The sequence below is a fragment of the Mumia spirodelae genome, assembly GCF_050632745.1.
In the GTDB taxonomy this organism is placed as follows: Bacteria; Actinomycetota; Actinomycetes; order Propionibacteriales; family Nocardioidaceae; genus Mumia.
On the sequence record NZ_JBODSD010000001.1, the window covers coordinates 1621391 to 1644548 of the forward strand.

General features: G+C 71.3%; 21 protein-coding genes. 16 read left to right on the forward strand and 5 right to left on the reverse strand.

Annotated elements, in window-relative coordinates:
- The first annotated feature begins 154 nt into the window (after nucleotides 1–154).
- The 6 genes from ftsZ (at nucleotide 155) to ACQSSQ_RS07980 (ending at nucleotide 4666) form a co-directional block, all read left to right on the forward strand.
- On the forward strand, nucleotides 155–1414 hold the full coding sequence (ftsZ, locus tag ACQSSQ_RS07955; RefSeq protein ID WP_431326788.1) for a cell division protein FtsZ: 1260 nt from the start codon (nucleotides 155–157) through the stop codon (nucleotides 1412–1414).
- Nucleotides 1415–2155, forward strand: coding sequence for a peptidoglycan editing factor PgeF (gene pgeF, locus ACQSSQ_RS07960; RefSeq protein ID WP_431326494.1), 741 nt, complete (start codon nucleotides 1415–1417; stop codon nucleotides 2153–2155). It begins immediately after the preceding gene.
- A gap of 4 nt (nucleotides 2156–2159) precedes the next feature.
- On the forward strand, nucleotides 2160–2885 hold the full coding sequence (locus tag ACQSSQ_RS07965; protein WP_431326495.1) for a YggS family pyridoxal phosphate-dependent enzyme: 726 nt from the start codon (nucleotides 2160–2162) through the stop codon (nucleotides 2883–2885).
- A 71-nt stretch (nucleotides 2886–2956) separates the two neighbouring features.
- Nucleotides 2957–3448, forward strand: coding sequence for a cell division protein SepF (locus ACQSSQ_RS07970; protein ID WP_431326496.1), 492 nt, complete (start codon nucleotides 2957–2959; stop codon nucleotides 3446–3448).
- A gap of 20 nt (nucleotides 3449–3468) precedes the next feature.
- Nucleotides 3469–3762, forward strand: coding sequence for a YggT family protein (locus tag ACQSSQ_RS07975; protein WP_431326497.1), 294 nt, complete (start codon nucleotides 3469–3471; stop codon nucleotides 3760–3762).
- 127 nt (nucleotides 3763–3889) lie between these two features.
- Nucleotides 3890–4666 (forward strand): DivIVA domain-containing protein, encoded by a 777-nt coding sequence (locus ACQSSQ_RS07980; RefSeq protein WP_431326498.1) that lies wholly within the window; start codon nucleotides 3890–3892, stop codon nucleotides 4664–4666.
- 317 nt (nucleotides 4667–4983) lie between these two features.
- Here ACQSSQ_RS07980 and ACQSSQ_RS07985 read toward each other — a convergent pair whose 3' ends face one another.
- Both ACQSSQ_RS07985 and ileS read right to left on the reverse strand, forming a co-directional pair.
- The gene (locus ACQSSQ_RS07985) at nucleotides 4984–5427 is read right to left on the reverse strand and encodes a GNAT family N-acetyltransferase (protein ID WP_431326499.1); all 444 of its coding nucleotides are present in this window, start codon (nucleotides 5425–5427) and stop codon (nucleotides 4984–4986) included.
- 7 nt (nucleotides 5428–5434) lie between these two features.
- The gene (gene ileS, locus ACQSSQ_RS07990; protein ID WP_431326500.1) at nucleotides 5435–8581 is read right to left on the reverse strand and encodes an isoleucine--tRNA ligase; all 3147 of its coding nucleotides are present in this window, start codon (nucleotides 8579–8581) and stop codon (nucleotides 5435–5437) included.
- A 430-nt stretch (nucleotides 8582–9011) separates the two neighbouring features.
- On the opposite strand from ileS, the gene ACQSSQ_RS07995 reads away from it, so the two are divergent.
- From ACQSSQ_RS07995 to ACQSSQ_RS08020, 6 genes are all read left to right on the forward strand, one after another.
- Nucleotides 9012–10007: a TraR/DksA family transcriptional regulator gene (locus ACQSSQ_RS07995; RefSeq protein WP_431326501.1), complete on the forward strand. Its 996-nt coding sequence runs from the start codon at nucleotides 9012–9014 to the stop codon at nucleotides 10005–10007.
- Nucleotides 9980–10564, forward strand: coding sequence for a signal peptidase II (gene lspA, locus ACQSSQ_RS08000; protein ID WP_431326502.1), 585 nt, complete (start codon nucleotides 9980–9982; stop codon nucleotides 10562–10564). Before ACQSSQ_RS07995 ends, lspA begins: the two co-directional genes overlap by 28 nt.
- Nucleotides 10561–11508 carry an RluA family pseudouridine synthase gene (locus ACQSSQ_RS08005; RefSeq protein WP_431326503.1) on the forward strand — a complete coding sequence of 316 codons (948 nt, stop codon included), beginning with the start codon at nucleotides 10561–10563 and terminating at the stop codon, nucleotides 11506–11508. The genes lspA and ACQSSQ_RS08005 overlap by 4 nt, the downstream gene beginning before the upstream one ends.
- Before the next feature lie 131 nt (nucleotides 11509–11639).
- Complete coding sequence (gene dnaE, locus ACQSSQ_RS08010; protein ID WP_431326504.1) at nucleotides 11640–15176, forward strand: DNA polymerase III subunit alpha; 3537 nt, start codon at nucleotides 11640–11642, stop codon at nucleotides 15174–15176.
- Between the two features lie 79 nt (nucleotides 15177–15255).
- Nucleotides 15256–15792 carry a hypothetical protein gene (locus ACQSSQ_RS08015; RefSeq protein WP_431326505.1) on the forward strand — a complete coding sequence of 179 codons (537 nt, stop codon included), beginning with the start codon at nucleotides 15256–15258 and terminating at the stop codon, nucleotides 15790–15792.
- A gap of 156 nt (nucleotides 15793–15948) precedes the next feature.
- Entirely contained in the window at nucleotides 15949–17112 is a 1164-nt protein-coding gene (locus tag ACQSSQ_RS08020; RefSeq protein ID WP_431326506.1) for a baeRF2 domain-containing protein, read from the forward strand.
- A gap of 72 nt (nucleotides 17113–17184) precedes the next feature.
- Here the strand turns inward: ACQSSQ_RS08020 and ACQSSQ_RS08025 are convergent, their stop codons facing one another.
- The 3 genes from ACQSSQ_RS08025 to ACQSSQ_RS08035 all read right to left on the reverse strand — a co-directional run bounded on the left by ACQSSQ_RS08025 (nucleotide 17185) and on the right by ACQSSQ_RS08035 (nucleotide 19333).
- Entirely contained in the window at nucleotides 17185–18102 is a 918-nt protein-coding gene (locus ACQSSQ_RS08025) for a hypothetical protein (protein ID WP_431326507.1), read from the reverse strand.
- A gap of 78 nt (nucleotides 18103–18180) precedes the next feature.
- Complete coding sequence (ybaK, locus tag ACQSSQ_RS08030; RefSeq protein ID WP_431326508.1) at nucleotides 18181–18669, reverse strand: Cys-tRNA(Pro) deacylase; 489 nt, start codon at nucleotides 18667–18669, stop codon at nucleotides 18181–18183.
- 1 nt (nucleotide 18670) lies between these two features.
- A complete protein-coding gene (locus tag ACQSSQ_RS08035) occupies nucleotides 18671–19333 on the reverse strand; it encodes an LON peptidase substrate-binding domain-containing protein (RefSeq protein WP_431326509.1) in 663 nt (220 codons plus the stop codon).
- A 66-nt stretch (nucleotides 19334–19399) separates the two neighbouring features.
- Here ACQSSQ_RS08035 and hisD point away from each other — a divergent pair, with 66 nt between their 5' ends.
- From hisD to hisH, 4 genes are read left to right on the forward strand one after another with little or no spacing between them, the layout of a single operon-like run.
- The gene (gene hisD, locus ACQSSQ_RS08040; protein ID WP_431326510.1) at nucleotides 19400–20725 is read left to right on the forward strand and encodes a histidinol dehydrogenase; all 1326 of its coding nucleotides are present in this window, start codon (nucleotides 19400–19402) and stop codon (nucleotides 20723–20725) included.
- Entirely contained in the window at nucleotides 20722–21837 is a 1116-nt protein-coding gene (locus ACQSSQ_RS08045; RefSeq protein ID WP_431326511.1) for a histidinol-phosphate transaminase, read from the forward strand. Before hisD ends, ACQSSQ_RS08045 begins: the two co-directional genes overlap by 4 nt.
- Nucleotides 21834–22454: an imidazoleglycerol-phosphate dehydratase HisB gene (gene hisB / locus ACQSSQ_RS08050; protein ID WP_431326512.1), complete on the forward strand. Its 621-nt coding sequence runs from the start codon at nucleotides 21834–21836 to the stop codon at nucleotides 22452–22454. Before ACQSSQ_RS08045 ends, hisB begins: the two co-directional genes overlap by 4 nt.
- 25 nt (nucleotides 22455–22479) lie before the next feature.
- Complete coding sequence (gene hisH / locus ACQSSQ_RS08055; RefSeq protein ID WP_431326513.1) at nucleotides 22480–23115, forward strand: imidazole glycerol phosphate synthase subunit HisH; 636 nt, start codon at nucleotides 22480–22482, stop codon at nucleotides 23113–23115.
- Nucleotides 23116–23158: the final 43 nt, after the last annotated feature.

Consider the following 23158-nt stretch of genomic DNA (forward strand, 5'->3'; position numbering starts at 1 on the left):
CCGTAAGTTCGTGCACAGACACGAGGTTGACATAACTATAACCCTGAACTTGAGGGTTAGGGTTCGGAAGCACAGTCCGGATCCGCTGGCGCCGACAGCCGGACTGCGGTGCCTCGTGATAACTCGGAGACACACCAAGCACGTGAGGGGCACCATCGTGGCAGCTCAGAACTACCTGGCCGTGATCAAGGTGGTCGGCATCGGAGGAGGCGGCGTCAACGCCGTCAACCGGATGATCGAGGCCGGCCTCAAGGGAGTCGAGTTCATCGCGATCAACACCGACGCGCAGGCGCTGCTCATGAGCGACGCCGACGTGAAGCTCGACATCGGCCGGGAGCTCACCCGAGGTCTCGGTGCCGGCGCCAACCCCGACACCGGTCGCCAGGCCGCGGACGACCACGCGGACGACATCGAGGAGGTCCTCAAGGGGGCCGACATGGTGTTCGTCACCGCGGGCGAGGGCGGCGGCACGGGCACCGGCGGTGCCCCGGTCGTCGCGCGCATCGCCCGCTCGCTGGGTGCGCTCACGATCGGCGTCGTGACCCGCCCGTTCTCCTTCGAGGGCCGCCGCCGCGCCAACCAGGCCGACGACGGCATCGAGTCCCTGCGGGAGGAGGTCGACACCCTCATCGTCATCCCGAACGACCGGCTGCTGTCGATCAGCGACCGCAACGTGACGATGATCGACGCGTTCAAGCAGGCCGACCAGGTGCTCCTCCAGGGCGTCTCGGGCATCACCGACCTGATCACCACGCCGGGCCTGATCAACCTCGACTTCGCGGACGTCAAGTCCGTGATGTCCGACGCGGGCTCCGCCCTCATGGGCATCGGCTCGGCGCGTGGGGACGACCGCGCCGTGGCCGCTGCGGAGATGGCCGTGTCGAGCCCGCTGCTCGAGGCCTCGATCGACGGGGCGCACGGCGTCCTGCTCTCGATCGCGGGCGGCTCGGACCTCGGTCTCTTCGAGATCAACGAGGCTGCGGCACTGGTGAGCGAGGCGGCCCACGCCGAGGCCAACATCATCTTCGGCGCCGTGATCGACGACGCCCTCGGCGACGAGGTGCGCGTCACGGTCATCGCCGCCGGGTTCGACGGCGGCACGCCCAAGCGGCGCGACGCCTCGCGTCCGGCGCTGCGCCGCGACGCGGCTCCGGCCCGCCCCGTGAGCAAGGAGCCGCCGGCCGCCCCGGCAGCGCGCGACGACGCCACGGAGCGCGAGGACCGCGTCCCGGTCGGCGTGCGGACCCAGGGGTCGGACGGCGCGACGCAGGGCACGAACGGCACGACGGCGCACACCCCTTCGAACGGCGTCGGCGCGGGGGCCGGAGCAGGCAACGGCGGTCGCCCGTCGACGCCGAAGCGCCAGGCCGATCCCTTCGAGGACGATCTCGACATCCCGGACTTCCTGAAGTAAGTGTTCGCGTACCAGGAGTCCTTGGAGCGCGTCGACCTCGCCTTCTCCGACCGCCACGACGGCGAGAGCACCGGCCCGTGGGCCTCGCTGAACCTCGGCGCGAGCAACGGGGACGACGGGGAGACCGTCGCGCGCAACCTTCGTGCGGCGGTCCAGGCCCTCGGCGGAGACCCGGAGCGTGCCTGGCTGATGCGCCAGGTCCACGGTCGTGACGTGCACGTGGTGACCGGCGACGACCCCGCGCGCCCGGCCCCCGAGGCCGACGCTCTCGTGACGTCGGTACCCGGCGCGGTGCTCGTCGTCCGGGTGGCCGACTGCGTCCCGGTGGTGCTCGCCGACGATCGCGCCGCCGTCGTCGGTGTGGTGCACGCCGGGCGGAAGGGCGTCGTCCTCGACGTCGCGACCGCGGCCGTGGAGGCGATGCGCGCACTCGGAGCCGGCGAGATCCGGGCGTGGGTCGGTCCACGGGCGTGTGGACGGTGCTACGAGGTGCCCGAGACGATGCGGGACGACGTCGCCCGCCAGGTCGCGCGGACCTGGTCGGAGACCCGGTGGGGGACACCGGCGCTGGACCTCCCCGCGGGCGTCGCCGGACAGCTCCAGGCCGCGGGCGTCGAGGTGCACGACCTGGCCGACGACCACGCTATGTGCACGATCGAGGGTGAGAAGGACTACTTCTCCTACCGTCGGCAGGGAGAGCGGTCCGGGCGGCTCGCCGGTCTCGTGCGCGTGCGAGGCTGAGCGCGTGACCGACGTCGACGACGCGCGGCGCCACGAGCTCGCGCGCAACCTCCGTACCGTCCACGACCGCATCGCCGCGGCAGCCGACTCGGCAGGCCGCGCCGCCGACGAGATCACCCTCGTCGTGGTGACCAAGACCTATCCGGCGTCCGACGTCGTCGCGCTGGTCGAGCTCGGCGTGACCGACGTGGGGGAGAACAGGCACCCCGAGGCGGCGCGCAAGCGCGACGAGGCTGGTGAGGCCGCTGCGGGGCTGCGGTGGCACTTCGTGGGGGGTCTCCAGACCAACAAGGCCGCCGCGGTGGCCCGCTACGCCGACGTCGTGCACTCCGTCGACCGGCCACGCCTGGTCGACGCGCTCGACGGTGGTGCCCAGCGCGCGGGTCGCCACGTCGGCGTCCTCGTGCAGGTCAACCTGGAGGGTCGCGACGACGACCCGGTGGGCAGAGCGGGGGCCGCGCCCGGCGAGGTGCTCGAGCTGGCGGCCCGCATCGCGCAGGCGCAGGCGCTGACGCTCGAGGGCGTGATGGCCGTCGCGCCGCTCGACGCCGACCCCGACGACGCCTTCGCCCGGCTGGCCGAGATCGCCGCCAGCGTCGCCGCCGCCCACCCCGGTGCCACGGCGATCTCGGCCGGGATGAGCGGCGACCTCGAGGCCGCCGTACGGCACGGCGCGACACACGTACGGATTGGGCGTTCGGTGCTCGGAGAGCGCCCTCCGCTCGGGTAGGTTGAGGGCGACGGCGAGCCTCGTCGTCCACAGTTCTTCAGCAAGCAGCGTGGTTCCAGGGAGGTCAGGCGATGGCTGGCGCGATGCGCAAGATGGGTGAGTACCTCGGCCTCGTCGAGCAGTCGGGCGAGTACGACGACTACGACGACTACGAGTCCGAGCCGGAGGCAGCCCGTCGTCCCGCGCGCCCCGCGGTGCGCGAGGCCGAGCCTCGGCCCGTCGCCCGCATCGACGAGCGGCGCCGCCCGGCGCCCGGACCGACTGCGGTGCCGCAGCCGGCCGAGTTCACCCGGATCACGACGCTGCACCCGCGGACCTACAACGAGGCCCGCACGATCGGCGAGCACTTCCGCGAGGGCACGCCGGTGATCATGAACCTCACCGAGATGGACGACAACGACGCCAAGCGCCTGGTCGACTTCGCGGCGGGTCTCATCTTCGCCGTCTACGGGTCGATCGAGCGGATCACCAACAAGGTGTTCCTCCTCTCGCCGCCCAACGTCACCGTGACGGCGGAGGATCGCCAGCGTCTCGCCCAGGGCGGATTCTTCAACCAGAGCTGACGTAGGACACACTGTCGCTCATGGTCGTCGCCGGTGAGCTCATCAACTTCGTGCTGTGGGCCTGCATCCTGCTCCTGCTGGCCCGCTTCGTCATCGACTGGGTCCAGGTGCTGTCACGCTCGTGGCAGCCGAAGGGCTTCGTCCTCGTGATCTGCGAGGCCATCTACTCCGTCACCGATCCGCCGATGCGGGCGGTCCGCCGGGTGATCCCACCCGTGCGGTTCGGAGGGATGGCGCTGGACCTCTCCCCGATGGTTCTGCTGATCGGTCTCTACCTTCTGCAGATCATCAACGCTCAGATCTTCTTCCGCTGACCAGGAGTCTTCTTCCGGTGCGGGAGTCGCACTAAGGTGGTTCTCCACGGGGTGCCGCAGGAGCCGCTTCCCCGACCGAGTACCGTTGTCAGGACTGTCCGATGAAACATGACCCCGAGGTGAGACCATGCCGTTGACGCCAGAGGACGTGCGGAACAAGCGATTTACCCCGGTCCGGCTTCGTGAGGGCTACGACATGGGTGAGGTCGACCAGTTCCTCGACGAGGTCGAGGCCGAGCTCGAGCGTCTGACACTGGAGAACGAGGACCTGCGGAGCAAGCTCGCCGCTGCCTCGTCCGGCTCCGGTTCGTCGACCTCGTCGTTCGACACCTTCCGCGCGCCCGCCCCGGCTCCGGCCCCGATCGCTGCGCCGCCCCCGGCTCCCGTGCCGGCCCCGGCTCCCGCGCCGGTCTCGTCGTCGGTCGGCGACGCCTCCAGCGCGGCTGCCCGGCTGCTGGAGATCGCCACGCACAACGCCGACGAGCTCGTCGACGCCGCCAAGAACGAGGCCGACCGCATCCTCGGCGAGGCCCGCACCAAGGCCGACCGCGTCGAGAACGAGGCCCGCGGCAAGGCCGAGCGGCTCGAGAGCGAGGCGCGCATGCGTGCCCAGAAGCTCGACGCCGAGACCGCCGAGCGCCGCCAGCAGGCCTTCGGCAACATCGAGAAGGAGCGCGACGACCTCAACCGCGAGGTCGAGCGTCTGCGCACCTTCGAGCGCGAGTACCGCAGCCGCCTCAAGAGCTACTTCCAGGCGCAGCTCTCGCACCTCGAGGGTGAGCAGTCGGTCGCAGCGTCGCTGCCGACCTCCGCTCCGACGCCGGCCGCTGTGCACGGCTCCACGCCGGAGCACGCTCCGCGCCGTCTGAAGTCGCTGTTCGGCGACGACGACGTGCGCTCCTGAGACCACCGGGTCGCCCCCTCATCCGGAGGCCCCCTTCGACCACCCGGTCGGAGGGGGCCTTCGGCCGTTCCCGCCCGTTCGCCAGTCGGGGTCGGGGAGCGCCGGTTGCCGGGGTGGCGGTGAGTGTGGTCCTACCGCGCGGGAGCCGGGTGGGACTCAGCTCACCGCTCGGGGAGGGGCGGCTCGGCTCAGCCCGCGGCCTCGATCGCGGCGACCAGCTCCGCGTCCCGGAGCCCGACGCAGTCGAGCGCCCAGAACGGGTCCGGGTAGACGACGCCCCCGGTGACCCCGGTGTCGTACGACGGCAGCCTGGCGACCTAGAAGGCCGGCGCCGGGATCCGCGGGGACGGGCGCAGCAGGCCGAACCGGTCGGCGCGCTCGAATCCCCGGGCGCCGTAGTAGCGCGGCGCGCCCTCGAGCACGACCAGCGGCCACGACGTCTGCTGTGCCTCCGCCAGGGCCCGTGCGAGCAGCGCGGTCCCGATGCCCTCGCCCTGGCGGTCGGGCCGGACCGACAGCGGCGAGAGGACGCCGACCTCCACGAGCCGGTCAGGGGAGTCGACCCAACCCCTGCTCACCATCACGTGGCCGACGACCGCCCCCGCGTCGAGGGCGACGAGCGCGAGCTCGCGACGGTACGCGGACGAGGCCCGCAGCGCCGCGACGAGGTCGACGACGACACGCTCCTCCGCGCCGAAGGCGGCCAGCAAGACGTCGGCGACGACGTCGGCCTCGTCGGCCGCCTCCGGGCGGATCTCCACGATCTCGTCAGGCCTTCCGCAGCGACACCGTGACGCCGAGGTCCGCGTCGGTCGCGACATGTCCGTCCAGAACCGCCGGTCCCTCGCCGATCTCGACCGCGAGCACCTCCTCGGCGATCGCCGGCTCGTGCGCCCGTACCGCCTCGGCGGTCTCACCGTCGGCCGCCCAGGTCACGCGGATCCGGTCGGTCACCTCCAGCCCGGCGTTCTTGCGGGCCTCCTGCAGCATCCGGACGACCTCGCGCGCGACGCCTGCGCGCCGGAGCTCGTCGTCCAGCTCGAGGTCGAGCGCGACCGTCTCGCCCTGGTCGTTGACGACCGCCCAGCCCTCGCGGGGCCGCTCGGAGACGATGACGTCGTCGGCCGTGACCTCGAGGGTCTCGCCCTCGACCACCAGCGCGTACGTGCCGCCGTCGGCGACCGCGGCTGCGAGCGCCGCGGCATCGGCCTCGGCGACCGCGGCGGCGACCTTCGGCGTCTGCTTGCCGAACCTCTTGCCGAGGCTGCGGAAGTTGCCCTTCGCGGAGTGCTCGACGAGGTCGCCGGACGCCGCAGCGAGCGACTCGAGCCCGCCGACGTTCAGCTCGTCGCACACCTCGACCCGCAGCTCCTCACCGAGCTGGTCCCACGCCCGCGAGGGCACGAGGGCGCGGCGCAGCGGCTGGCGCGTACGGACCTTGGCCTCCGCACGCGCAGCGCGCCCGAGCTCGGTGATCCGTCGCGCGAGGGCGACCTGCTCGTCGAGACCCTTCACGGTCAGGGACTCGTCCGGGACCGGCCACGACGCCAGGTGCACCGAGGGCGCTGCGTCGGGATCGGCGGCGCGGACCACGTCCTGCCAGACGCGCTCGGTCACGAACGGCGTGAGCGGCGCCATGAGCCGCGTGAGCACGTCGAGCGTGTCGTGGAGCGTCGCCAGGGCGGCGGGGTCGCCGTTCCAGAAGCGCCGGCGGGAGCGGCGTACGTACCAGTTGGACAGGTCGTCGACGAACTGCGACAGGAGGGCGCCGGCCCGCTGCGTGTCGAACCGCTCGAGGCACGTCGTGACCTCGGAGACCAGCTCCTGCGTCCGCGAGACCAGCCACCGGTCGAGGACCGGACGGTCGGCCACCGGCGGCGCACCGTCGGCGGGGGACCAGCCGGCGGTGCGGGCGTACAGGACGTGGAAGGCCACGGTGTTCCAGTACGTCAGCAGGACCTTGCGGACGATCTCCTGCAGGGCGCCGTGGCCGACACGCCGCGCCTGCCACGGCGAGCCGGAGCACGCCATGAACCAGCGGACGGCGTCGGCGCCGTGCTCGTCCATGAGCGGGACGGGCAGCAGGATGTTGCCCAGGTGCTTGGACATCTTGCGGCCGTCCTCGGCGAGGATGTGGCCGAGGCAGACGACGTTCTCGTAGGAGTTCTGGTCGAACACCAGTGTCGAGACCGCCATCAGCGAGTAGAACCAGCCGCGGGTCTGGTCGATCGCCTCGCAGATGTACTGCGCGGGGAAGGCCTGACGGAACTTCTCCTCCGACCCCGGGAGGTGCGGGTAGCCCCACTGCGCGAACGGCATCGACCCGGAGTCGAACCACGCGTCGATGACCTCGGGCACGCGCCGGTAGGTTCCCTCCTCGCCCTCGACCGTGAACGTCACGTCGTCGATGTACGGGCGGTGGGGATCGAGGTCGGACAGGTCACGGCCGGTCAGCTCCGAGAGCTCGGCCAGCGACCCGACGCACACGAGCTTGCTCGGGTCGGCATCGTTGCGCCAGATCGGCAGCGGCGTGCCCCAGTAGCGGTTGCGCGACAGCGACCAGTCGATGTTGTTGCGCAGCCAGTCGCCGTACCGGCCCCACTTGATGGTCTCGGGGAACCAGCTGGTCGCCTCGTTCTCCCGCAGGAGGGCGTCCTTGGCGGCGGTGGTGCGGACGTACCAGGCCGGGGAGGCGTAGTACATCAGCGGCGTGTGGCACCGCCAGCAGTGCGGGTAGGCGTGCTCGTACGGCACGTGGCGGAAGAGCAGCCCACGCGCCTGGAGGTCGTCGACCAGCGTGGCGTCGGCCTTCTTGAAGAACGCGCCGCCGATCAGGTCGAGGTCGGCGTCGAAGTGCCCTGTCGGGTCGATCGGGTTGACCATCTCGACGCCGTTGCGGCGGCAGGACTGGAAGTCGTCCTCGCCGAAGGCAGGGGACTGGTGGACGAGGCCGGTGCCGTCCTCGGTGGTGACGTACTCCTCGTTGACGACGAAGTGCGCCCGGCCCGGCCACGCGACGAGCTCGAACGGCCGCTGGTAGGTCCAGTCGACCATCTCGATGCCCTCGAAGCGCGCGTCGACCGTCCAGCCCTCGCCGAGCACCTTCTCCAGCAGCGGCTCCGCGACGACGAGCGTCTCCTGGCCGTTGCTGGCGGCGACGTAGGTGACGTCCGCCTTCGCCGCGACGAGGGCGTTGGAGACCAGCGTCCACGGCGTGGTGGTCCAGACCAGCAGCGACGCCTCGCCCGCCAGCGGGCCCGACGTCAGCGGGAACCGGACGTACACCGACGGGTCCACGACCGTCTCGTAGCCCTGCGCGAGCTCGTGGTCCGACAGACCGGTGCCGCAGCGGGGGCAGTACGGCGCGACGCGGTAGTCCTCGGTGAGCAGCCCCTTGGCGAAGATCTGCTGGAGGGCCCACCAGACGCTCTCCACGTACGGCGTGTCCATCGTCCGGTACGGGTCGTCGGTGTCGACCCAGTAGCCCATCCGCTCGGTCATCTGCTCGAAGAGGTCGACGTTGCGGAGGACGGCCTCGCGGCAGCGGGCGTTGAACTCGGCGACGCCGTACGCCTCGATGTCGGGCTTGCCGTTGAAGCCGAGCTCCTTCTCGACGGCGATCTCGACCGGCAGACCGTGGCAGTCCCAGCCGCCCTTGCGCTCGACGAGGTAGCCCTGCATGGTGCGGAACCGCGGGAAGACGTCCTTGAAGACCCGGGCCTCGACGTGGTGGACGCCCGGGGTGCCGTTGGCCGTCGGGGGGCCCTCGTAGAAGGTCCAGCGGGGGGCGCCCTCACGCTGCTCGAGCGACTTGTCGAACGTGCCGTCACGCTCCCAGAGCGCGATGACGTCGCGCTCCATCGCGGGCAGGTCCACGTGGGCGGGAACGGGCTGGTACGCGGCGGTCACGGTCATCCTCCGACAAGTCACGAAATCTCGGCTCGGCGAAGGGACGAGGCTCAGCCCCGCGGTACCACCCTCCTTGGCGGGCACACGGAGCGCCCGCCCTCTCTTGTCCGCCGCTGCGCGGGTCTACTGGGTGCTCGGGCGAGCACCGTTCTTCCGGCGGCTCCGGGGTGATACGGCGTGCGCTGTGCTCCGGGCTCCCACCGCCCCCGGATCGCTTCGGCACAGGATGTCGCGCGCCGCGTGTCCCCTTCGATGCCTGCGGCTGCCTCGAGTCTAGTCCAGCCCTGGGTACGACGCGGTTGGCGGGCGACACGGGGCAAATCGGCTTGTGAACGTCCGAGAGCGCGCCTACAGTTCGGGCACCACGTCACATCGAGGCAATCCGGGCCGGATCGCCTCGATGTGTGGCATTTCGTGCACATCGAGGGGGCCAGAGATGGCGAGCACGACGAAGACCAGGAAGCCGAGCGCCGTCTCGCGGGGCGCTGCGGCGGTGAAGGCTGCGGCACGCAAGGTCGGCAGCAAGGCCGCGCCGGCGAAGAAGGCGACGCCCGCCAAGAAGACGGCTGCGAAGAAGGCAGCGTCCGCGACGAAGGCGGCGCCGGCGAAGAAGACCGCGGCGAAGAAGACGACGCCGGCGAAGAAGACCGCGGCGAAGAAGGCCGCGGCGAAGAAGACGGCTGCGAAGAAGGCGACTCCGGCCAAGAAGACCGCGGCGAAGAAGGCGACGCCGGCCAAGAAGACCGCGGCGAAGAAGACCGCGGCGAAGAAGGCGACGCCAGCCAAGAAGACGGCCGCGAAGAAGGCCGCCCCCGCGAAGAAGACCGCGGCGAAGAAGTCGGCTCCACCCAAGGCCACGAAGGCCGCGACCGCCAAGAAGACGACCGCCAAGAAGACGAGCGCCAAGACGACCGCCAAGAAGACGACAGCCAAGAAGACGTCCGCCAAGACGGCGGCACCCGCGACCACCCGGGTCGCGGCCAAGAAGACGCGCACGACAGGAGCATCGAGCACTGTGACGAACCCGACGACGACGACCGGGACCCTGGCCGTCAAGCCCGACGAGGATCCGTGGACCGCCGAGGAGATCGAGGAGGTCCGGAGCGAGCTCCTGACGGACCGCACCCGTCTCCTCGAGGAGATCGGCATCGCCGAGCGCGGGCTCGCCGACCTCCTCAGCGGGGGAGTCGACGGCGCGGGCAACGACCAGGCCGACGTGGGGTCGACCTCCCTCGAGCGCGATGCCGAGATGTCGCTCGCCGCGAACCACCGCGAGCTGCTGATCCAGGTCGAGAAGGCCCTCGGCCGGATCGAGACCGGCACCTACGGCAACTGCGAGAACTGCGGGCAGCCGATCGGGAAGATGCGGCTGATGGCGTTCCCCCGTGCCACACTGTGCATGTCATGCAAGCAACGCGAGGAACGTCGCTGACCCCCGACAACGACGCCGACCGCCCCACGGCACGATCCCGACGGATCGTGCTGTTCGCGGTGGTGGCGGTCGTCGGGTACCTCATCGACCTCACCACCAAGATCATCGCCGTCGCCCGTCTCGAGGACGCCGACCCCGTCGTCGTCATCCCGCACGTGCTGCACCTGACGTTCGTCCGCAACCCGGGCGCCGCGTTCGGGATGGCCACCGGGTTCACGATCGTGCTCACCGTCATCGCGCTCACCGTCTGCGTGGTCGTGGTCCGGATGGCACGCCAGCTGCGCGACCCCCTGTGGGCGATCGGCCTGGGACTGCTCCTGGCAGGGGCGCTCGGCAACCTCACCGACCGGATCTTCCGGGAGCCGTCCCCGCTGCGCGGGCACGTGGTCGACTTCCTCCAGTTCCCCGACTGGCCGCCGAACTGGCCGGTGTTCAACGTCGCCGACGTGATGATCAACGTCGCCGCCGTGATCATCGTGCTCCAGACGGTGCGGGGAGTCGGGCTGGACGGTACGAGGATGGCGAAGAAGTCCGGCTCCGACCCGGACCCGGCATGACCGACGCTGCGGCCGACGCCGAGCAACGGGCCTACTTCGTGCCGGACGGGCTGGCCGGCGAGCGTCTCGACGCCGCGCTGGCCCGTCTGCTCGGCCTCTCGCGCACGCGCGTCGCCGAGCTCGTCACCGACGGGCACGTGACGGTGGACCACCGTCCCGCGTCGAAGTCGGACCGGGTGGAGGCGGGAGCGTTCCTCGAGGTGGCGATCCCGCGGCAGCGCGACGTCGCCGAGATCGTCCCCGAGATCGTCGAGGACCTCCGGATCGTCCACGACGACGACGAGATCGTCGTGGTCGACAAGCCGGCCGGCGTCGCCGCGCACCCGAGCGTCGGTTGGACCGGTCCGACCGTCGTGGGTCACCTCGCCGGTGCGGGGTTCCGCATCAGCACCTCCGGAGCGCCGGAGCGGCAGGGCATCGTGCAGCGGCTGGACGTGGGGACGAGCGGCCTGATGGTCGTCGCGAAGTCGGAGCACGCCTACACGGTCCTCAAGCGCGCGTTCCGCGACCGTACGGTCGACAAGACCTACCACGCCCTCGTCCAGGGTCACCCGGACCCGCTCGAGGGCACCGTCGACGCCCCGATCGGGCGCCACCCCAAGCACGACTGGAAGTTCGCGGTGATGGCCGACGGACGCGCGAGCGTGACCCACTACGAGACGCTCGAGGCGCACCGCTTCGCGAGCCTGCTCGAGATCAAGCTCGAGACCGGGCGTACGCACCAGATCCGGGTGCACATGGCGGCGCTCAAGCACCCGTGCGTGGGCGACCCGCTGTACGGGTCCGACCCGACGCTGACGGCGCGCGTGGGGCTGGACCGGCAATGGCTGCACGCCGTCCGGCTGGGCTTCGAGCACCCTCGGTCCAGGGACTGGGTGGAGTTCGCATCGCCGTACCCGGCCGATCTCCAGCACGCGCTCGAGGTCATCCGCGACGCCGACTGACGGCCGTTTCACGACCCCGCCCGAGCCGTCGTCGGCGGGGGTCGGTGAGCCTGCTTTTTGTGTGGGTCGCCGTCGTCTAATCTGAACTCCTCTTCCCCTCCCGTCCGCGTGCCTGAGGAGGCCCCACCCCCATGTCGAGCGCCGACTCGTTCGTGCACCTGCACGTCCACACCGAGTACTCCATGCTCGACGGCGCGGCGAGACTGAGCGAGATGTTCGCGCGGACGGCGGAGCTGGGGATGGACGCCATCGCGATGACCGACCACGGCAACGTGTTCGGCGCGTACGACTTCTACTCCAAGGCGAAGGCGGCCGGGGTCAAGCCGATCATCGGCATGGAGGCCTACCTCACGCCGGACACGCACCGCACGGAGCGCAAGCGCGTCCAGTGGAACAAGGGCGGCAGCGACGACGTCTCCGGCGGTGGTGCCTTCACCCACATGACGCTGCTGGCCGAGAGCACGACCGGCATGCACAACCTCTTCCGCCTGTCGTCGCGCTCCTCGATCGAGGGCTTCTTCTACAAGCCGCGCGCCGACCGGGAGCTGCTCTCGGAGTACGCCGAGGGTCTCATCGCGACCACCGGGTGCCCGTCGGGCGAGGTGCAGACCTGGCTCCGGATCGGCGACTACGCGAAGGCCCGCCAGTCGGCGGCCGAGTTCATGGACATCTTCGGCCGCGACAACTTCTTCGTGGAGCTGATGGACCACGGGCTCTCGATCGAGACCCGGGTGCGGGACGACCTCCTCCGCCTGGCCAAGGACCTCGACCTCCGGCTGGTCGCGACCAACGACTCCCACTACACGCACCCCGACGACGCGACGGCCCACGAGGCGCTGCTGTGCGTCCAGTCGGGCAAGACGCTGGCCGACCCGACGCGCTTCAAGTTCGACGGCAACGGCTACTACATCAAGTCCCCGCAGGAGATGCGGCAGATCTGGGAGCAGGACGCCGGGCTGCCCGAGGCCTGCGAGTCGACCCTCCTGATCGCGCAGCGCTGCGAGGTCGAGTTCAGCGAGGGCGTCGGCACGTACATGCCGCGCTTCCCGGTGCCCGACGGCGAGTCGGAGGAGACCTGGCTGCTCAAGGAGGTCGACCGGGGCCTCGCCGAGCGCTACCCGGACGGCATCACGGAGGAGGTGCGCAAGCGCGCCGACTTCGAGGTGGACGTCATCCTCAAGATGGGCTTCGCCGGCTACTTCCTCGTCGTCGCCGACTTCATCAACTGGGCCAAGGAGAACGGCATCCGCGTCGGGCCGGGCCGTGGCTCCGGCGCGGGATCGATGGTCGCGTACGCGATGCGCATCACCGACCTGGACCCGATCGTCCACGGCCTGATCTTCGAGCGGTTCCTCAACCCCGACCGTGTCTCGATGCCGGACTTCGACGTCGACTTCGACGAGCGCCGGCGTGGTGAGGTGATCCGCTACGTCACCGAGAAGTACGGCGACGACCGCGTCTCGCAGATCGTCACCTACGGCACGATCAAGTCCAAGCAGGCCGTCAAGGACGCCTCGAGGGTCCTCGGCTACCCGTTCTCGATGGGGGAGCGGATCACCAAGGCGATGCCGCCGCTGGTGATGGGCAAGGACGTCCCGCTCAAGGAGATCTTCAACGCCGACCACGCCCGCTACAACGAGGGCGGCGAGTTCCGGTCGCTCTACGACACCGACCCCGACGCCAAGCGGGTCGTCGACACGGCGGTCGGGCTCGAGGGCCTGAAGCGCCAGTGGGGCGTCCACGCGGCCGGCGTCATCATGTCGAGCGAGCCGCTGCTCGACATCATCCCGGTGATGAAGCGCGAGCAGGACGGCGCGATCATCACCCAGTTCGACTACCCGACGTGCGAGTCGCTCGGCCTCATCAAGATGGACTTCCTGGGGTTGCGCAACCTCACGGTCCTCGACGACGCGCTCGACAACATCCGGAGCAACCGCGGTGAGGAGGTCGTCCTCGAGGACCTCGAGCTGGCGGACGAGGAGACGTTCGCGCTGCTGTCGCGCGGAGACACCCTCGGCGTCTTCCAGCTCGACGGCGGGCCGATGCGGGCGCTCCTGCGCAGCATGCGCCCCGACAGCTTCGAGGACATCTCGGCCGTGGGCGCGCTCTACCGCCCCGGGCCGATGGGCGCCGACTCCCACAACAAGTACGCCCGGCGCAAGAACGGCCGCGAGAAGGTCGAGCCGATCCACCCCGACCTCGCGGACGCGCTCGAGGACATCCTCGGTGAGACGTACGGCCTGATCGTCTACCAAGAGCAGGTCATGGCGATCGCCCAGCAGCTCGCGGGCTACTCGCTCGGACAGGCCGACCTGCTGCGCCGCGCGATGGGCAAGAAGAAGAAGTCCGAGCTGGACAAGCAGTTCGCGAACTTCTCCGCCGGCATGACGGAGCGTGGCTTCTCCGCGGCGGCGATCAAGACGCTGTGGGACATCCTGCTCCCGTTCTCCGACTACGCGTTCAACAAGGCGCACTCCGCCGCGTACGGTGTCGTGTCCTACTGGACCGCCTACCTCAAGGCGCACTTCCCGGCCGAGTACATGGCGGCCCTCCTCACCAGCGTGCGGGGTGACAAGGACAAGTCCGCGATCTACCTCAACGAGTGCCGGCGGATGGGGATCAAGGTGCTCCCGCCCGACGTCAACGACTCCGAGGCCAACTTCACGGCGGTCGGCCCTGACATCCGGTTCGGCCTGTCGGCGGTCCGCAACGTCGGCCACAACGTCGTCGACGCGATCGTGGAGGCCCGGACGGAGAAGTCCCCGTTCACCGACTTCGCCGACTTCATGGAGAAGGTCCCGCCGGTCGTCTGCAACAAGCGTGTGATCGAGTCGCTCATCAAGTCGGGCGCCTTCGACTCGCTCAAGCACCACCGCCGCGCCCTCGTGACGATCCACGAGGACGCCGTCGACCAGTACGTCGACATCAAGCGCAACGAGGCGATCGGTCAGGACTCGCTGTTCGCGGGCCTCGACGACGCGGACGCGGGCTTCGCCGGAGCGGCCGTGGTCGTGCCCGACCTCGACGAGTGGGACAAGACGACGCTGCTCGCCCACGAGCGCGAGATGCTCGGCCTGTACGTCTCCGACCACCCGCTCTTCGGCCTCGAGCACGTCCTGCGCGCGACCAGCGACTGCACGATCGGCGACGTGATCGCCGACGAGGAGCGACCGGACGGTGCGCAGATCACCGTGGCCGGGCTCGTGACCTCGATCCAGCGCAAGCTCACCAAGAAGGGCGACCCCTGGGCGATCGTGACCGTCGAGGACCTCGAGGGCGCGGTCAACGTGATGCTCTTCCCATCGGTCTACACGCTCTCGGGCCATCTCCTCGTCGAGGACGCGGTGGTCGTCGTCAAGGGTCGCCTCAAGCGCAAGGAGGACACACCCGAGATCTCGGCGACCGAGCTGACCGCGGCCGACCTCAGCGTGGGCGACGACGGCCCGGTCGTGATCTCGATCCCGACCGCGCGGTGCACCCCGCCGACCCTCGACCAGCTCCGCGACGTCCTCTCGAGCCACCCGGGCGCCACCGAGGTGCACCTTCGGCTCGTCGGCAGCAAGAGCACCAAGCTGATGCGGCTCGACCCTCGCCTTCGGGTGAGCCCGTCGTCGTCGCTGATCGCCGACCTCAAGGCCCTGCTCGGCCCCGGGTGCCTGGCCTCGTGACCGTGTGACCGCGCCGCTGGGCCGGTGGGAGAGGATGGAGCCCCGTGCCGTCGGGCACGGGAGCTCACAGGAGGAACGAGTGCGCAGGACACGCAAGGGCGCCTTCGCGACCGTGCTCGGGTTCGTCGTGGTGGGTGCGGTCGCCGGGGTCGTCTGGGCCTGGCTCGCCGATCCCATCGAGTACACCGTGATCCGCGTGGGTGACCAGTCCGGGCTGAGCGCGGACGAGGCTGCCTCGACCGCGCAGTTCGGCGTGCTCGTCACGTACGTGTGGGTCGGCGCCGTGGCGGCAGGCCTGTGGGGCGGCTTCGCCACCTGGCGGTGGGGGCGGGACGGGGGCAACGCCGTCATCGCGCGCACCGCGTTGGGCGGCGCGCTCGGCGCTCTGGTCGCCTGGGGCGCCGGCGTGATCGCGGGGCCGCCGGAGCCGACCGTCGGATCCCGACCGGCTGGTGCCCTCGTCTCCGCGCAGGTCGGTCTCGACGCGTACGGGGTCCTGTTCGTGTGGCCCGTCGCGGCGCTCCTCGCGCTGCTCCTGGTGTCGTGGCTGGTTCTTCCGCGCGAGCCGGCGGAGGACCACCACGCGGACGAGCCGCTGCCGTCGGTCGGGGGCTGAGGGCGCCGACCCCGGACGACTCCTTCCGGGGTGCATCGCGGTTGTCCGCATCGTCGTGCTGGGGCAGGGTGGAGGCAAGCCGATGACCTGCCGCGGGGGCACGCGTAGCGGCGACCCGCCGGCGGGATCGGGATCCCACCGCAGAGAGGGGCACGGATGCACTTCCAGTGGCTGACCGAGCAGCTTCCGTCCGACGAGTTGCTGGCGACCGTCGTCATGGACGCGAGTCGCGACACAGAGAGCGGGGACCGCGCCGTCGCTGCGCGCTGGTCCGAGCTGCGCCGGTCGCTCGACGGGCAAGGGATCACACCGGAGATGTCGGCGGTCCTGGAGGAGCAGGCGCTGCAGCCCACGCGCGGCGCCGGCCCGCACGGACGCCTGATCGTGGCGGGGTCTGCAGGGATCCTCATGGACCGCCTGCTCCTCTTCCCGCCCCGCAAGGACGAGGCCGTCCTGTCGCTCGGCCCCGACGTGTTCGCCCTGGCCCGTGAGGCCGACGACACGGTCCGCTACCTGCTGGCCGAGGTCGACCGGACCGGTGCCGACATCACGCTGTACGACTCCACGTCCGGCGCCGTCGGCGGAGCGCCGGTGCGCGAGAGCGTCGACGGCACCCACGACGTGCTCAACAAGATCCGCGGCGGCGGGCTGTCGCACAAGCGGATCGAGAGCCGCGTTGAGGACTCGTGGGAACGCAACGCCGAGACCGTCGCCGCCGACCTCGACCGGATCGTGAGCGAGCGCCGCCCCGACCTGATGGTCGTCACGGGCGACGTCCGCGCGGTCGCCCTGGTGCAGGGGGCGCTCGGTGTCGCCGCGAAGGACATCACCGAGCACGTCCAGGGCGGCGCCCGCAACAACGGGATCAACAGCACGTTCGAGACGCGGGTCGACGAGGTCGTGGAGGCGTTCCGGGTCCGGCGTCGTACGGCGTCGGTCGACCGGTTCCGTCAGGAGCTCGGGCGCAACGCGATGGCCGTGACCGGCATCAACCGGGTCATCGACGCGCTGCGCAAGGCCCAGGTCGAGGAGCTCCTCATCTCCGACGCGGTCGCCGGACCCGTGAGCTCGCTGGCCGAGGTCAAGGTCTGGGTCGGCGACAAGCCGCTGGAGCTATCGATGCACCGCGACGAGATCCGCCAGCTGTCGTCGGGCGACGCCCGGGCACGGCGCGCTGACCTCGCGCTCGGCACGGCCGCCGCTCAGCAGGACGCCGGGATCACGATCGTGTACGGCGACGACGACCTGCTCACCGACGGGATCGGCGCGCTGCTGCGCTGGGACCCGGCCAAGCCGTCCGGCGTGGTCGAGCCCGGCTGACACCGAGCCCTCTCCGTCCCCGTTGTGAAGGGTTCCGGTCGGTTTCTGGGCTGGCGAACCGACCGCAACCCTTCACAACGCGGACGAGCGGCCGGGCGATGAGGGGCGGGCGGGGCGCTCGAAGGCCTGCAGGACGCCGCCGATCACGAAGCCGACGGCGCCGGCGAACGTCCCCCAGTTGACCAGCCCGATGTTGACGACCGTGGACGTCGCCGGCCGGACGAACGCCGCGACTCCGGCCAGGAAGAACAGGACCGATCCGAGCTGGTTGACGGCCACGACCCACCAACCCAGGTCGTGGGCACGCACGCCGAGCTTCCCGTGGCACACCTCGAGGAAGGCGAGGTGGCCCGAGACGAGGAAGCAGACGCAGCCGATGATGTCGGGCAGCCACACCCAGCCGTCGGACTGCCGTGCGGTCAGGTTCTGCGCGAAGGCGCCGACCAGCGAGACCGCGAAGAACAGCGTGCCCACGAACAGGACGGTCGCGCTCATCCAGCCGATGTCGCGGGGCTTGAGCGCCCACCACCGCCATCCGGTCGAGCTGAGCGAACCGTGCTCGTCGATCTCGGTCGGGGCGTTGATCGCCTGCACCACGGAGACGTACCCGCCGAGGCTGAAGAAGAACCCGCCCACCAGGTAGACGACGTCGGCCGTCCTCGGTCCGCCGGCGCCGACCTGGGCGACGACGGCGCCCGCGGCGAACAGCGACCCGCCCAGCACGAACGAGATCGCGGCGACGAGGTTGAGCCGCCCCAGGCGGCGTGCCGTGGCCGGCTCGGCCGCGATGACCCCTGCGGGCGTGCCGTCAGCGGTGTGGAGGGCGACCCAGCCGCGCCGTCGCGCCGTGCGGGACTCCCAGCGTGCGACCGTCCCGTCGCGCAGGTCCCAGCTGACGAGAGTCGTGAACCAGCCGGAACGCTCGACGTGCCGGAGGACCCAACGTCCGGGACGTCGGATCGTGGTGCCTGCCTCGCGCTCGTGCGACACGCGCGGACTCTAGCAGCGGCAGGTCCACTCCGCCCGGTACGCGGCGGTCGGTACGCGGCGGTCGCTCGGCGCGGTCGCTCAGCGGCGCGCGATCGCCGCGACGGTGGCGCGCGTCAGCGCCACGAGGTCGGCCGGCCCGAGGCCCACGTCGAAGCCGCGGCGACCACCGGAGACGTAGACGGTCTCCCAGGCCTCCGCGCTGGCGTCGACGACCGTCGGCAGAGCGCGCTTCTGGCCGAGCGGAGAGATGCCCCCGACGACGTAGCCCGTGGTCCGCTCCGCCTGGGCGGGATCGGCCATCACGGCCTTCTTGGCGCCGACGGCCTTCGCCAGCGCCTTGAGGTCGAGCTGCGCGTCGACCGGGACCACGCCGACGACGAGCGCCCCGTCGCAGTCGGCGAGCAGCGTCTTGAAGACCTGCTCGGCCGTGACCCCCAGGGCCTCGGCCGCCTCGAGCCCGTACGAGGCAGCGCGCGGGTCGTGGTCGTACGGGTGGGCGGACCAGCGCACACCCGACGTCTCCAGGACGCGGGTCGCCGGGGTGCCCGTGGACTGCTTCTTGGCCATGTCAGTTAGGAGACCAGGCGGTGCGTGCGACGTCGACGGCGGGGAGGCTCGGGACCGCGCGCATGGCGCCGATCTCGGTGATCATCAGGTGGTGGTAGCGGCGCAGCCGCTCGGCCGCGTCGTCGGCCTCGAGGAGGTCCTGCCGGTCGGGGAGGGTGAGGACGGCGCTCGAGGCCAGCAGGTAGGACAGGTCGACCGGGTCGCCGGGGAGGTCGTCGACGCTCGCGTCCAGCCGGAACCGGTTGAGCTCGGTCCGGTAGGCGTCGAACACCGCGTGCGCCCGGTCCGCAGCCGCGGTCGCGCCCTCGCCGACCGGCTCGTCCAGGTCCTCGACATGGCCCCACATGAAGCTCTCGCCGGTGACGCCCGCGTCGAGGCGGATCCGACCGATGGCGTCCACGGTGACGTCGTACCGCCCGTCGTCGTAGCCCGTGACCTCGGTCAGCGCGACCTCGACGCCGACCCGGTGGATCGACTGGACGCCGCTCGCGCCGACCTCGTAGCCCTCGCGGATCGAGACGATGCCGAACCGGCGCTCCTCCTCGGGGAGGCCGAGCAGGTAGGCGACGAGCTCGCGGTAGCGATCCTCGAAGACGTGCAGCGAGACCGTCTGTCCCGGGAGGACGACGCTTCCGAGGGGGAAGAGCGGGATCGCGCGTGCCACGCCGCCAGCCTAACCGCGGAGCGGGCAGCGACGGGGAAGACGCGTCCTCCTCCGTAGACTTGGCACATGATCCGTCGCACCGACCTGCGGGAGACCCCCGCGGGGACGACTCCCGCGCAGTACCGCGCGCTGCTCCCGCGCGCGCCGTTCGACGTCGAGGCGGCCGTGGAGGTCGTCCGTCCGATCGTCGAGGGCGTGCGACACCGGGGTGTGGAGGCGGTGCTCGAGGCGACGGAGCGCTTCGACCAGGTGAAGCGCGACACGATCGCCGTGCCGGCAGAGGAGATCGCCGCCGCCCTGACGACGCTGGCGCCGGAGGTCCGCGAGGCGCTCGAGGAGTCCATCGCCCGGCTCCGCGCGACGTGCGAGGCGGAGCTCGAGCGCGACGTGGTCACCGAGGTGGCACCGGGCGCGCGTGTCGAGCGCCGGATCGTGCCGGTCGGACGCGTCGGCCTCTACGTGCCCGGCGGCCTCGCGCCGCTGGTGTCGAGCGTGATCATGAACACCGTCCCGGCCCAGGTCGCGGGCGTCGGCTCGCTGGCCCTGGCGACGCCGCCGCAGCGCGAGTTCGGGGGCGCGCCGCACCCGACGGTCCTGGCGGCGTGCGCGCTGCTCGGCGTCGAGGAGGTGTACGCCGTGGGCGGGGCCCAGGCGATCGCGATGTTCGCCTACGGCGCAGGTCCGTGTGAGCCGGTCGACCTGGTCACCGGGCCGGGCAACATCTACGTCGTCGCGGCGAAGCGGCTGGTCCAGAGCGTGACCGGCATCGACTCCGAGGCGGGGCCGACCGAGATCGCGATCCTGGCCGACGACACCGCCACGCCGTCGTTCGTGGCCGCGGACCTCATCAGCCAGGCGGAGCACGACCCTCTCGCCGCCGCGGTGCTGGTCACCCCGAGCACGGCCCTCGCCGACGCCGTCGACGCGGAGCTCGCCCGCCAGGTGCCGGCCGCCAAGCACGCCGAGCGGATCGAGACGGCGCTGGTCTCCCCGCAGTCCGCGACCGTCCTGGTCCGCGACGTGGCCCAGGGGCTCGACGTCGTGAACGCCTACGCCGCGGAGCACCTCGAGATCCAGACCGCCGACGCGGACGCGGTCGCCGCCGGGGTCGAGAACGCCGGTGCGGTGTTCGTGGGCAGCTGGTCGCCGGTCTCGCTCGGCGACTATGCGGCCGGGTCCAACCACGTGCTGCCGACGGCGGGCTGCGCCTGCCACTCGTCCGGCCTCTCGGTGCGCTCGTTCTGCAAGAGCATGCAGGTCGTGTCGTACGCCGAGCCGGCCCTGCGCGAGATCGGCCCGAAGGTCGTGGTCCTCGCCGAGGCCGAGGACCTGCCCTCGCACGGCGCGGCGGTCTCGATCCGCCTCGACGCCCCCGAGGGGAGCGCGTCGTGACCGTTCCCGAGTGGCTGCCGATCCGCGACGACCTGCGCCCGTACGAGCCCTACGGCGCGCCGCAGCTCGACGTGCCGGTGCAGCTGAACGTCAACGAGAACCCGTACGGTCCCTCGAAGGCGACCGCCGACGACATCGCCGAGTCGCTGCGCGTGGTGGCGACCGACCTCAACCGCTACCCGGACCGCGAGGCGTGGGCGCTGCGGACGGCGCTCGCGTCGTACCTCGGGCACGGGCTCGGTCCCGAGGCCGTCTGGGCGGCCAACGGGTCCAACGAGGTCATGCAGCAGATCCTCCAGGCCTTCGGCGGCCCGGGACGCACGGCGGCGTCGTTCACCCCGACGTACTCGATGTATCCCGAGTACGCCCGCAACACCCACACCCGCTGGGTCACCGGGCGCCGTGCCGAGGACTTCACGTTCGACGTCGACGCGGCGCTGGCGCTGATCGCGGCGGAGCAGCCGGACGTGGTCCTGCTCGCCTCGCCCAACAACCCGACGGGGGAGTCGCTGACCCTCGACGCGGTACGCGCGATCTGCGAGGCCGCGCCGGGGATCGTGGTGCTCGACGAGGCGTACGCGGAGTTCCGCAGGCCGGACACGCCGACCGCGCTGTCGGTGCTCGGCGACTACCCGCGCCTGATCGTCACGCGCACCATGAGCAAGGCGTTCGCGTTCGCCGGCGGCCGCCTGGGCTACCTCGCGGCCGATCCCGCGATCGTGGACGCGCTGCGGATCGTCCGCCTCCCGTACCACCTCTCGGCGGTGACCCAGACCGTCGCGCTGGCGGCGTTGCGGCACGCCGACGAGATGCTCGCCCGGGTCGCCGACCTGCGCGAGACCCGCGACGAGACCGCGCGGTGGCTCCACGAGCAGGGCTTCGACGTGGTCGACTCCGACGCCAACTTCGTCCTGTTCGGGACCTTCGAGGACCGGCACGCGGTGTGGCAGGGCATCCTCGACCACGGCGTGCTGATCCGCGAGACCGGACCCGACGGCTGGCTGCGCGTGAGCGTCGGCACGCCGGAGGAGATGGCCGCGTTCCGCGACGCGCTCGTCGCGACCCTCGAGACCCTCCCGACCCGTCAGGCTGCGACCCAGGAGAAGGCATGACCACGATCGAGACCACCGGTCCGCGACGCGCCCGCGTCGAGCGCAAGACCTCGGAGTCGCACGTCGTGGTCGAGGTCGACCTCGACGGCACCGGGACGCACGACATCGCGACGGGCGTCGGCTTCTACGACCACATGCTGACCGCGCTGTCGCGCCACTCGCTGATCGACCTCACCGTGCGGTCCGAGGGCGACCTCCACATCGACGCGCACCACACCGTCGAGGACACCGCCATCTGCATCGGCGAGGCGATCCGCGCCGCGCTCGGCGACAAGGCGGGCATCCGCCGGTACGGCGACGCGCTCGTGCCGCTCGACGAGGCCCTCGCGCAAGCCGTGGTCGACGTGTCGGGGCGGCCGTACTTCGTCCACGCCGGTGAGCCCGAGTCGCAGGTGACGGTCGTGATCGGCGGCCAGTACAGCGGCTCGCTCACCCAGCACGTCCTCGAGTCGCTCGCGCACCACGCGGGGCTGACCATGCACGTCCGTCTCGTCTCCGGCCGCGACCCGCACCACATCGCGGAGGCGCAGTTCAAGGCGGTCGCGCGTGCGCTGCGCCAGGCGGTCGAGATCGACCCGCGGGAGACCGGCGTGCCGAGCACCAAGGGGGCGTTGTGAGCGCGCGAGCACAGAGGGTAGAGCGATGACGGCGGACGTCGCGGTCCTCGACTACGGGTCGGGCAACCTGCGCTCGGCCGTGCGGGCGCTCGAACGCGCCGGCGCCGACGTGACGCTGACGGCGGACTTCGACACCGCGCTCGGCGCCCGGGGGCTCGTGGTGCCAGGCGTCGGAGCGTACGCCGCCTGCATGCGCGGGCTGAGGTCCGTGCGCGGCGAACAGGTCATCGGGCGGCGGCTCGCGGGAGGCCGGCCGGTCCTCGGGATCTGCGTGGGGATGCAGATCCTGTTCGAGACCGGGATCGAGCACGGCGTCACGACCGACGGGTGCGGCGAGTGGCCGGGCACCGTCGAGCGGATCGACGCCGACATCGTGCCGCACATGGGCTGGAACACGGTCGACGCCCCGGAGGGGACGACGCTCTTCGACGGGATCGCCGACGAGCGGTTCTACTTCGTGCACTCCTACGGCGTACGCCGCTGGGAGCTCGAGCAGCCCAACCCGGCGATGCCGGCGCGGGTCACCTGGACGTCGTACGGCGGGGACCGCTTCGTCGCGGCGGCGGAGAACGGCCCGCTCTCGGCCACGCAGTTCCACCCCGAGAAGTCCGGCGACGCCGGCGCCGCGCTGCTGCGCAACTGGGTCACGTCCCTGTCCTGAGCCCCGCGCGTGCGCCCAGAGTGGCGCGCGGTTGTGATCGGGG